Origin of the sequence: Peptoclostridium sp. AF21-18, assembly GCF_003478825.1 — a bacterium.
In the GTDB taxonomy this organism is placed as follows: Bacteria; Bacillota; Clostridia; order Peptostreptococcales; family Peptostreptococcaceae; genus Peptacetobacter.
Genome location: NZ_QUGE01000016.1, coordinates 35070 through 46565 on the forward strand (window position 1 = coordinate 35070; position 11496 = coordinate 46565).

Here is an 11496-nt window from a genome sequence, read left to right on the forward strand (position 1 = left end):
TGTTTATCTTACCAATAATTGTTGTAAATTTAATTAAACAATAATTTATCTTATTTTTCATTATACATTATTTCACAAATCTGTTGGATAACTTTTTTATATATTAACAAAATAGGCATTACTTAAACTTAAATATTTCATAAGTGTAATACTTGAATTAACCATAATTCCTTGACTTTTATCAACTTTTAAAGTATTATTTGTGAGTATCTGTCTTTTAAAGACTATTAATTAAAACACTTTTTAAGAAAAATAATTTTTTCTTTAGACTTTTTTTCGATTTATGCAATGATTTTTTTTAGATTTGAAAATCATAATATAATTATAGAAAGTAATTACTTGATAGATATAATAATGAATTTATAATGGAGGTGATCGTTATGAAAAAAATATATATAGTTTCTACATATACAGGAACAGTGCTTGCCCATTTAATAAGGACGATCACTAGAAAACCATATTCACATATTTCTATTTCTCTTGATGATAGTTTGGAAACAATGTACGCTTTTGGAAGAATTAATCCTAAAAATCCCCTAGTAGCTGGATTTGTTGAAGAGGGAATAGATAAAGGTCTTTATGAAATAAAGAAAAACACTATATGTAGAGTGTATTCTTTGGAAATAGACGATGATAAATACGAAAAACTTAAAGCTAATATAAATAAAATTAAATCTGTTAAATCTCTTTATAGCTATGATTTAATCTCTTTAATAGCTATACCACTTGGTTTTGGTAGAAATCCTGAGTTTGGATATGTCTGCTCTACATTTGCAGCAGATATGCTTAGTAAAAGTGGAATTAAATTATTAAACAAACCATTTTACACTGTTCAGCCAAATGATTTCTACAATCTTAAAGGGTTGACACTTGAGTATGAAGGTTTACTTAGAGATTATAATAAATTTAGAGCTACATATAGCATTGATACAATTTAATTTAAATATAAGATGGTGCTGCTACAAAACATTATTTCTTTTGTGGCAGCACTTTTTTACTAATGACAATTCTTTACAAGTTTTGATAAAACGTATCTTTTCAAATAATTTGTGCTATATTAAAATAAAAAGGTAATTTTTATCAGAGTTAATAAAAGCTAACTTATACTTTGGTAATTATGTTCAGAAGTATATAATCTTTTTATTAGGAGGTTTTTAATGTATAAAAAAATAAATATTATTTTTAAAAATATATATACTGCTTTATTCCCTATTGTAATTTTAGTATTTTCATATATGTACAGAATTGCTCTGGATGCATTTCAAAATATGGAAAGCAACTTCCATATTTTTATAGGAATTGCTTATGCACTTTGTTTCCTATTATTTATATCAATCGTTGTTTTGAGCAATAAATCAATACATATTGTATCAGTTATTATAGGGATATTGTTGGCAATTATTTTATTAATACCATATATTATGCCGTTCTCTATTATAAATAGCTCTTATACAACTCCACTATTGATCTTCAATATGTTGTTTGTATGCCTTGCTATTTATGTATTTTTCTTTATGATTAGAAAATCTAACTGAGATTTCTAATAGATTATTTTGAGGAGATGCATTAGCTGCAACACCACTTGCAGAAGAATTAAATGCACCAATTCTACTTACTGGTAAAAATAAGCTAAACAGTACTACAAAATCAGAAATAGAAAGACTGGGGGCTCAGAATATCTACCTTATAGGTGGTGAATCTGTATTATCAGATAATTTATCTGCTGAGATTTCTGGAAGAACTTATAGGATTTCAGGTAGTAGTAGAGAAAAAACTGCACTAGCTATAGCAAAAAAGATAAATGAGTTAAACCCTGTAAAGACAATTGCTGTTGTAAATGGAACTACTGGTCTTGCAGATGCTGTTAGTATAGCATCAGTTGCAGCCGAAAAAGATATGGCTATAATCCTTTCAAATCCAAAATCTGGTATTAGTGCATCTAAGGATTTTATAAACTCTACAGGTATTGAAAAGTCATATGTTATCGGTGGAGATAAGGCTGTTTCTGATTATGTGATGTCTTCACTTCCTGGAGCAGAAAGAGTAAGTGGCTCAAATAGAAATGATACAAATGCTAAGGTAATAGAAAAATTCTATCCTAGCAATAGTTTGAACAATATATACGTAGCAAAAAATGGATCAGGAAATACTGGACAACTAATTGATGCCCTTGCAGTAGGTGTACTTGCTGCTAAAAACAGCTCTCCAGTTCTTATAGTTTCTAACAGTTTAAGCTCTAGTCAGAGAAAGGTTGTTGGAAGCAAAGAAATAGGTATAGTTACTAGAGTTGGTGGAAACGGAAATGAAAGTGCTTTTGAAGAAGTAAAAGAGCTTCAGGGAATAAAACCTGCCGACTTAAAGCTACCTGGTGAAATGTTATGCTCTTGGTACTTTAAGTATAAACAATATGATCCAGATACAGGACTTACAAATCCTTTTTACACTTACAACGAAAGTTTTAAATTTACAGAAGACTATTATTATATTTCTGGCTATAAATTAAAATACAAAGTTACAAAGATAGATGGAAATCAATTCTATGTAAATATATATAACCCCGAAGAATGGGGCGGTGGTATTGCTAAGGAAAAATATATATTAGATGGAAATAATTTACAATACTATTACTATGATGATTATCATGGTTCTTATCATCAAGATGCTACACATTGTAAAGGTATAACACTTCCTAATTATCTCTATAAAGAATTTTATAGAGATGATAATCCTTGTATGTATATAGACGGAAGTGATATTACAATATTTGGTAAATCTTATAAATACGAAACTATAGTTCTACACAATAGTGTTTATAATGAACATATAATTAGAGCTGTTGATAATGGAAAAGTTATTTATTTTGATATAGGACAATGGGGAAATAAAGTTGCTATATCATATGCATATGAAAATAAATATAATCATTTATTCCCATTTAAAACAAATTGGAAATCTATAGCAACTTTTAGTTCTATGCCTTTTTCTAGTGAAATCCTAGGAGATATAGAAAATCTTCTTCCTGGAATGGAAGTGTAGAAAATTTGTATAATTTTTAAAATAAGATAATAAAAAGACTCTTATCTAAGCTACTTGCTTTTATAAGAGTCTTTTTTTCTAAATCTTATTAGTATTTTTATTACAGAATTTATTAATTGCTACAAAGCAAACTAACATTAAAAACATTATAATTGTAAACCTTACAAGCGAATATATTTTTAAAACTTCCTCTGTAGATATTATTGCTAGTTTGTTATATATATTTAACTCAAATTTTGTTATATCAAATATAACTGTAAAATTATATATAAAGTGCATTAACCAAGTATACACAAAATTTTTTGTGTATAAATAAATAACAGATAAACCTAATCCTATAGGTATAACAAAAATTATTTTGTGCATTGGTGGGTGCAAACTTGCAAATGTAAGAGTAGAAAATATTAAAAATATATACTTATTAAACCTATCATCCTTCATATTATCCATAATATAAATATATATTGATCTTCTAAAAAACAATTCTTCAATAAAAGGTGCAAATATTATTGTCCCTATCAAAAGATCAATTGTTGGCTCTATTGAAAATATTTCATCTATAGTTTTTTTCCCAATTAAAAAAGTTATTTCTTCAATACTTGTCAAAGCTATTCCTACTATAAACATCACAAATAAAGAATATGTAAAATTTCTTATAAAATTAATCTTTGATTTTTTTATATCCTCTTTAAATTTTTCAAAACTATAGCCAACTTGCAATATATATTTCGATACAAATACTAATGCTATTACTGTCACTAATGTTATTATATAATCAGAAGTTATTCCATCTTTATCATGGAAAATTGATGATGCTATAGATATTAAGAAAAATGTTATAAACACCAATATCATATTTATTACCAATAATCTCAATATAAAATATATATTTTTCTTATTAAAGAATTCTTTCATATTCTGCTCACCCCTTATCACTCACTATTTTCTTAATTTTCTGGATATTTATGCTATAATTAATTTATAGTAAATAGTTAACTTCATTATAACATTTTTATTATTTTTTTCAATAATTTATATAACACATATATATAAACTATTTATCAAAAAATATTCGTTTAATATTTACTATATATACATAGAATAATCTTATAAAATTTCGCTATTTTAAAATTATTTTATATGATATTATTTATGTAATAATTTTTTTATTTGGAGGTATACTTATGAAAAATGATTATCCAAATCGAATTTTTAGAGTAGTATTTTTATTTGTTTCTATAGTATTATTTATTTTTCCTTTTACTGAAATAGCTTTACAACAAATACAAAAATCTATTACTCCAAATATTTTATTTTTAAGACCATTACTTTATATGCTAGAAACTATTATAATAGTTAATTTTATTCTTAGGTTGAAATATAATTTTTTTGAAATAATAAAAAATATGGTTTCTGATTTTAAATCAGATTTCTTGAAAAGAATTTTATTTTGCTCTTTCATCTATACTTTAGTAGGTATTTCAATTTCTATAATTTGGTATACTGATTTTAAATTTAATACAGATTGGGTCAATGTATATAGTTCATATAAAATTTATTCTGATTATAATATCATGGAATATCTTGATTTAATTTTAGGGATTTTCATATTAGGTCCTTTTATTGAAGAAGTTGTTTTTAGATATTTATGTTACAATATGATAGTTGATAAAGATAGTAAAAACAAAATAAAAAAAAATATATATATTATAGCTTCAGCTATTTCTTTTGGATTATTACACTTTGGCTCTGTTCAGAGAATTTTATCTGCAATGTGTCATGGAATTGGTCTTGCAATTATATATCTATATACTAAAAACTTTCTTTATACTTTTTTAATGCACTATACATACAACTTTATAGCGACAACTTTTAAGTACGATTTATTTTTATGTAAACATCTATTCGGAACTACAAATATATCTTTTCCTTTCTACTTAGTTGTTAAATACACTATAGTTATATTTATAGTTTTTATGATACTACTTATAATATATAAATTTAAAAATAGAAATCAAAAATCTAGATTTTAATAAAACTTTTATTAAAAAGTGGCTATTGCAAAATAATTGTAATAGCCACTTTTCCGTATCTAAATTTCTATCTCTATAGTATTTTTTCTAGGTAAGTAGCAATCCCATCATCTGCTATAGCATCAGTAAACTCATTTGCTACCTCTTTAAGCTCTGGTACTGCATTTCCCATAGCTATACCATGAGCTGCAGTCTGTATCATTTCTATATCATTTCTTCCATCACCAAAAGCATATGAATCTTTTAATTCTACACCTTCAAGTTCTATAGTCTTTAAAAGACCTTCACCTTTAGAATTTTTCACTGGATACATTTCATATACTTCACCTGGGTAGTTTTTAAAACAATTAAACTCTCCCTGATCTAATGACTCACAGTATTTGCATCCTTCTTCATCTGCTGGAAGCATCTCTATCTTAAATACATCTACATCATCTATATCAAAATTGTATTCTAAGAAATCATCTGTTATCCCATATTCTCTGTAGTATGATACTAATCTAGTGAACTCTTTTTTTAGGTAACTGTATTTTGGTCCCTGTAGACAATAGTCTATATTTAATCTCTCACAGTTTGAAACTACTTCCTTAACAAGTTCTTTATCTATTCCACTAAAGAATTTTGTTTCGTCGTTTATTAAAACCTGAGCTCCATTTCCTAATACAAATCCATCAAATCCAAATTCTAATAGCTCTTTATTTAGGAACGCATATGGTCTACCACTAGATACAAATGCTACATTTCCAGCTTTCTGAAAATCTTTTATAGCTTTTTTTACTCTATCACTTATATCCATAATTCCTATTGTACAATCTATTAACGTACCATCGACGTCAAAAAATGCCGCTTTTTTCATATAACTTCTCCCCTCTTAAAAGTATTTAATCCCTAGCTTATTTCTACCTATGTAAAATACATAAGTCAAACCTTTTCCTGTTTTGTATAAACTAAAAGCAGCCTGTGAAATACAGACTGCTTTTTATATTAATCAATCATTATCAATCAATTATTATTTGTTTGATTCTTCAACAGCAACTGCTACTGCAACTGTTGCACCAACCATTGGGTTGTTACCCATTCCTATAAGACCCATCATTTCAACGTGAGCTGGAACTGATGAAGATCCTGCGAACTGAGCATCAGAATGCATTCTTCCCATAGTATCTGTCATACCGTAAGAAGCTGGTCCTGCTCCCATGTTGTCTGGGTGAAGAGTTCTACCTGTTCCACCACCTGAAGCAACTGAGAAGTATTTTTTACCCTGTTCTATACATTCTTTTTTGTATGTTCCTGCAACTGGATGCTGGAATCTTGTTGGGTTAGTTGAGTTACCTGTTATAGATACGTCAACACCTTCATGATGCATTATAGCAACACCTTCTCTAACGTCATCTGAACCGTAGCATTTAACTTTAGCTCTATCTCCGTTTGAGAATGGAGTTTCTTTTACTATTGTTAATTCACTTGTGTAGTAGTCAAACTGAGTCTGAACATAAGTAAATCCGTTTATTCTAGATATTATGTAAGCAGCGTCTTTTCCAAGACCGTTTAATATAACTCTTAGAGGTTTTTTTCTAACTTTGTTAGCTTTTTCAGCTATTTTTATAGCACCTTCTGCTGCTGCGAAACTTTCGTGTCCAGCTAGGAATGCAAAACATTCAGTTTCTTCTCTTAATAACATTCCACCTAAGTTACCATGTCCTAAACCAACTTTTCTGTTGTCAGCAACAGAACCTGGTATACAGAATGCCTGAAGTCCTTCACCTATAGCTTCAGCTGCATCTGCTGCTTTTGTGCATCCTTTTTTAAGAGCTATTGCAGCACCTAAAGTGTATGCCCAACCTGCATTTTCGAATGCTATAGCCTGAGTTTCTTTTACTATTTCATATGGATCAAATCCTTTGCTTTTGCAAAGTTCTCTACAATCTTCTAAAGTTCCTAATTCGTATTTTTCTAGAACTGGAGTTATCTGGTTTATTCTTCTTTCATAACTTTCAAATAATGCCATTATTTTCACCTTCCTTATAGATATTATTCGTGTCTTGGGTCTACGTATTTAACAGCGTCGTTAAATCTTCCGTAAGTAGCTTTTGCAGCTTCCATAGCTTCGTTAGCGTCTTTTCCGCCTTTTATCATTTCCATCATTCTTCCTAGGTTAACGAATTCGTATCCTATTATTTCGTCGTTTTCGTCAAGACCTACTCTTGTTACATAACCTTCAGCCATTTCAAGGTATCTTGGTCCTTTAGCTAATGTTCCGTACATAGTACCAACCTGGCTTCTTAGACCTTTTCCTAAATCCTCAAGACCTGCACCTACTGGAAGTCCACCTTCAGAGAAAGCAGTCTGGCTTCTTCCGTATACTATCTGTAAGAATATTTCTCTCATTGCAGTGTTTATAGCATCACATACAAGGTCAGTATTTAATGCTTCTAATATAGTTTTTCCTGGTAATATTTCAGATGCCATAGCTGCTGAATGAGTCATTCCTGAACATCCTATTGTTTCAACTAATGCTTCTTCTATTATACCGTCTTTAACATTTAAAGTTAATTTACAAGCACCCTGCTGTGGAGCACACCAACCTATACCGTGAGTTAATCCACTTATATCAGTTACTTCTTTAACTTTTACCCATTTTCCTTCTTCTGGAATTGGAGCTGGACCGTGGTTTGGTCCTTTTTTTATTGTACACATATTGTTTACTTCTGCTGAATAAATCATAAGACTTCCTCCTTATTTTTAAATTTTTTTATTCAGATAATTATATATTATTTTAACCTATATCATATTTGTTTAAAAAATATCAATGGCTACACTAAAAATTTTTTTGTTTCTTTTTTATCCCCGGCTATGTCTAGTTTTTTAAACGTCTTTCATGATTAATATTATCACAAAATACAGCTTTTAAAAAGCATAATTTTTAACAGAATATTAAAATTTAGCCACTTTTTCGCTTTATTTTTTAGATTTTACCCTCATTATTGAAATCAAAAAACACTCAAAAAGACATCTAAGCTTTGAAAATAAAGTTTTCCTATAGCGCTATATTTTTTATATCTATATACTTTTTTACAATAACTCTATTCAAAAATTTTTTTATATTTTTGTAAAAAAAAGATAGCTCCAATTTGGAACTACCTTCTTTTATGTTAGGGTTTATATGAAAAGCAGCATCTATCTTCTACATTTATAATCGATATTTATTTTGATTAGTCTTCATCGCAATCGTCGAAGTCATCTTGGTCGTCGTGATCATGTCTATCATCGTCATATTTATCATCATGGTCATCGTCGTATCTATCATCGTAATCATCACAATCATCTTTATCGTCATATCTATCGTCATCGTACTTGTCATCATAATCGTCTTTATCATCGTATCTATCGTCATCATATTTATCATCATCGTATATTACGTCATTATTTGGTTTGTTTTGGCTATTATTCTGATTACTGTTCTGATTGTTGTTTTGATTACCCTGATTGCTAGAATTGTTATTATTCTGATTTTCCACGTATTCTTTGTCAAAATCAGTTATATTTCCATTTGATGAATCTACTTCTATTTCATATACTTCATTTCCCTTTTTAACTATAGCTTTATACTCTCTATCTCTTTCATCTAAGTATATTTTTTCTATTTTTCCATTAGGTATTTTATTAAGCATTATTTTTTCAGCATCTGCCTGAGATATTGTTTTTCCACCTTCTTGAGTTGCTGCAAATGATAGTCCACTTATTAATAAAACTCCTGCTAATCCTAATACTAAACTTCTCTTTGTCATTTTCTTTTCCTCCCTTTGCATTTATAGAATATTCTATGTAAGTTTGCTTTCTTTTTTCTTTTCACTATACAATACAGAGGGAGGTTTTATTTTGGGGAAGTTTTTGAGATATTTTTTAAAATTTTTATTTTATTTTTTTATTTTGAAGTTCATACCACCTATTTGGATTATATTTTTCCCATTTAATATACTATTATCCGTGTTTTCAGATACAAGTACTATTCCATCTTCTTTTGCTAAATTTGAACTAGTAAGTGCATCTACAAGAGTTCTTCCATTTGCTATATAAAGTTTACTTTTATTTTTATAAAATCTAGCTATAACTTTTCTATTTGTTTCATATCTATCTTTTCCAGATATTCTTGTTGCTGATAATTCTTTTACTATACTATTATCTACAACAGCTTCTCCACCTATTACATAATACTCTACATCTTTTTTATCTACTTCAATATTTTTCCCATTTGTCAAAATTATTGGTGCTTTATATTTTGCAGCTAGAGGTGATGCTGACATAGCATCTGCCTCACCTTTATATCCATTTACAACAAATACTTTTGAGTACTCTTTTATCTCTCTTGCTACTGCTTTAGATGTTTCTACTCTATCTTTTCCTGCTAATCTTTCAATAGATTTTATATTTTTTATGTTTTTTAGTTCAGCTTCAACATTTTCGCTTATAGCATTATTTCCACCTATTATATATACTTTATCTACGTTTTTTAATTTTTCTAAAGTACTCTGAGGAATACTATCTTTTTTAACTAGAAGTATTGGAGCTTTTTCTTTTCCAGATAAACCTGCTGCTGATAGTCCGTCTGACATACTATTTTCTGCATTTACTAATATCGCTTTATTGTATTTTCCAATATTAGTAGCTACCTTAGCTGCAGTATCGTATCTATCTTTTCCAACTATCTTTTGACTTTCTGAATTTATCTTCTCATCTTTTACTTCTTTATCTTTATCAATCTTATTTTCTTCTTTAGTTACTTCTTCAAACTTATCCTCATCTATTTCCATATCGTTTGATTTTTTATCTTGATCCTCGTTCTGTACTAATTTTATTTCATTTGAATTATTTTCAGAGATAAAATGTCTTTCTATATTTTCTCCATTAGCATATAGATTTATACGATTTTTATTTCCAATTAAATTTGAAATCTCTGTAGTACTTATATTTTCGTAAACATATATATTCAATTCATCATCATTTGAGAATAAGTAGTTATCGCCAAATATCATATTTCCAACTATTCCAGCTGAATACCCTTTTTCACCACCACTTATTTTACTCGCTGTGTTGGTATTGGCAGAAACATCAGCAGTATTGTAGATTTGACCAACTATCCCACCTACTACTCCTCTATTATGGTTAGATATTACATCCGCACTATTTTTATTCTCTTTTACTGATATCTTACCTATTTTCCGTTCATCGCCATGGTTGTTGTAGCTTATCAATCCAATTATTCCACCTGCAAATCTATCTGCTGTTACAGTAGTACTATTTTTATTCAAAAATACATCTCCGTATGTTGTCTGTATTCCTACTATTCCACCAGATATAACTGAGTTTGACTCTTTTACATTTTCTGGAGATACATTTTCATTTTCAAAAACATTGGCTGATGAAAATCCTACTATCCCACCTGTTACACTTGCTTTTTCATTTTCTTTAATAGCCCCATAAGAGCCAATATTTGCATTGTTTATATTATTATTTATATCTATATTAGAATCTATATAGTATGCTTTTCCAACTATTCCACCTAATATCGCTTCATTTTGATTTGTATTGACATCTACTTCATTTATGTTGTTGTAAATATTTCCTGAATTAACCGCCATACCTACAATTGCTGCTCCACTTCCAATTGAAATATTTCCACTTTTTACAGTTACATCATGTACATCACTTTCTCCAAGTGATACACCTACTGCTGTTCCTGTACTAGTCTGTAAATTTTGATCACTCTGAGCTAAATCTTTTATATCTATATTTACATCTGTGAATACTAAATTTCCAACTTTAGCATTTCTTATCGCTCCAAATAAGCCTAAAGTATTTGAATCAGCATATATATTTTTTAGTCTTAATCCAGAGATTTCGCATCCATTTCCGTCAAATTCCCCTTTAAAACTTCTTTCGCTTTCAGAGTAATTTTTACCATTGTGTATATCTATTCTAGCCTTTCCTATTGGAGTCCACTCGCCAGAAAGTTCTATTTTTCCTATTTCTTTAGGTATAACTACTTTTTTGCCAGCAAAATCTTTTCCAGAATTTACCATCTCAGCAAATTTTCTAAGATCTAATTCATTCCTTATTTCAAATGATGAGCTTTCCTCGTAATCATCACCAAAATCTGAAGTATCCGTTTTGCTTTCTACTATTTCATCTATATTGCCTATTTCCATTGCATTTACTTGAGTTATAGGCACAATAGTCATTCCAAATGCCATAATAACTGCCACTAATTTATTTTTATTTTTTCTCATATCTCTACCACCTCATCGAATAGTTTTAAATCGTTCTAACTTTTAAAGCTATTAAATTTTCTACTCCCGGGATTTCCTTTTTATTTAGGGCGAATTGTCAAGCTAAGTGCAACAGTTTATCATAAAATATCTCGAAGGGT

9 protein-coding genes and 1 pseudogene are annotated in these 11496 nt (G+C 28.8%); 4 read left to right on the forward strand and 6 right to left on the reverse strand.

Annotation, left to right across the window (positions count from 1 at the left end; translation table 11 throughout):
• The first annotated feature begins 380 nt into the window (after positions 1-380).
• From DWX74_RS07645 to DWX74_RS07660, 3 genes and pseudogenes are all read left to right on the forward strand, one after another.
• Positions 381-938: a hypothetical protein gene (locus DWX74_RS07645; RefSeq protein ID WP_199647616.1), complete on the forward strand. Its 558-nt coding sequence runs from the start codon at positions 381-383 to the stop codon at positions 936-938.
• Positions 939-1572: 634 nt separating this feature from the next.
• A pseudogene (locus tag DWX74_RS11435) lies at positions 1573-1707 on the forward strand (cell wall-binding repeat-containing protein); the annotation flags it as partial.
• Positions 1687-3036: a cell wall-binding repeat-containing protein gene (locus DWX74_RS07660; protein WP_442952066.1), complete on the forward strand. Its 1350-nt coding sequence runs from the start codon at positions 1687-1689 to the stop codon at positions 3034-3036. The pseudogene DWX74_RS11435 and the gene DWX74_RS07660, both read left to right, overlap by 21 nt.
• Positions 3037-3114: 78 nt before the next feature.
• Here the strand turns inward: DWX74_RS07660 and DWX74_RS07665 are convergent, their stop codons facing one another.
• Positions 3115-3951: a CPBP family intramembrane glutamic endopeptidase gene (locus tag DWX74_RS07665; RefSeq protein WP_118549452.1), complete on the reverse strand. Its 837-nt coding sequence runs from the start codon at positions 3949-3951 to the stop codon at positions 3115-3117.
• Between the two features lie 269 nt (positions 3952-4220).
• Between DWX74_RS07665 and DWX74_RS07670 the strand changes: the two genes are divergently transcribed.
• Positions 4221-5069: a CPBP family intramembrane glutamic endopeptidase gene (locus tag DWX74_RS07670; protein ID WP_118549453.1), complete on the forward strand. Its 849-nt coding sequence runs from the start codon at positions 4221-4223 to the stop codon at positions 5067-5069.
• 73 nt (positions 5070-5142) lie between these two features.
• On the opposite strand, the gene DWX74_RS07675 is transcribed toward DWX74_RS07670, so the two are convergent.
• The 5 genes from DWX74_RS07675 to DWX74_RS07695 all read right to left on the reverse strand — a co-directional run bounded on the left by DWX74_RS07675 (position 5143) and on the right by DWX74_RS07695 (position 11356).
• Positions 5143-5925: a Cof-type HAD-IIB family hydrolase gene (locus DWX74_RS07675; protein ID WP_118549454.1), complete on the reverse strand. Its 783-nt coding sequence runs from the start codon at positions 5923-5925 to the stop codon at positions 5143-5145.
• A 153-nt stretch (positions 5926-6078) separates the two neighbouring features.
• Entirely contained in the window at positions 6079-7077 is a 999-nt protein-coding gene (locus DWX74_RS07680) for a GGGtGRT protein (protein WP_118549455.1), read from the reverse strand.
• Positions 7078-7100: 23 nt separating this feature from the next.
• Positions 7101-7793, reverse strand: a complete 693-nt coding sequence (locus DWX74_RS07685; protein WP_118549456.1) for an iron-sulfur cluster assembly scaffold protein — start codon at positions 7791-7793, stop codon at positions 7101-7103.
• 488 nt (positions 7794-8281) lie between these two features.
• Positions 8282-8857, reverse strand: a complete 576-nt coding sequence (locus tag DWX74_RS11200) for a PepSY domain-containing protein (RefSeq protein WP_199647618.1) — start codon at positions 8855-8857, stop codon at positions 8282-8284.
• A gap of 129 nt (positions 8858-8986) precedes the next feature.
• Positions 8987-11356 (reverse strand): cell wall-binding repeat-containing protein, encoded by a 2370-nt coding sequence (locus tag DWX74_RS07695; RefSeq protein ID WP_118549457.1) that lies wholly within the window; start codon positions 11354-11356, stop codon positions 8987-8989.
• Between the last annotated feature and the right edge of the window lie 140 nt (positions 11357-11496).

Bases quoted from the DNA above. Each gene is read 5' to 3' on its own strand.
- DWX74_RS07695 (WP_118549457.1), bottom strand. From the start codon at position 11,356: ATGAGAAAAAATAAAAATAAATTAGTGGCAGTTATTATGGCATTTGGA.
- DWX74_RS07675 (WP_118549454.1), bottom strand. From the start codon at position 5,925: ATGAAAAAAGCGGCATTTTTTGACGTCGATGGTACGTTAATAGATTGT.
- DWX74_RS07685 (WP_118549456.1), bottom strand. From the start codon at position 7,793: ATGATTTATTCAGCAGAAGTAAACAATATGTGTACAATAAAAAAAGGA.
- DWX74_RS07680 (WP_118549455.1), bottom strand. From the start codon at position 7,077: ATGGCATTATTTGAAAGTTATGAAAGAAGAATAAACCAGATAACTCCA.
- DWX74_RS07665 (WP_118549452.1), bottom strand. From the start codon at position 3,951: ATGAAAGAATTCTTTAATAAGAAAAATATATATTTTATATTGAGATTA.
- DWX74_RS07670 (WP_118549453.1), top strand. From the start codon at position 4,221: ATGAAAAATGATTATCCAAATCGAATTTTTAGAGTAGTATTTTTATTT.
- DWX74_RS07645 (WP_199647616.1), top strand. From the start codon at position 381: ATGAAAAAAATATATATAGTTTCTACATATACAGGAACAGTGCTTGCC.
- DWX74_RS11200 (WP_199647618.1), bottom strand. From the start codon at position 8,857: ATGACAAAGAGAAGTTTAGTATTAGGATTAGCAGGAGTTTTATTAATA.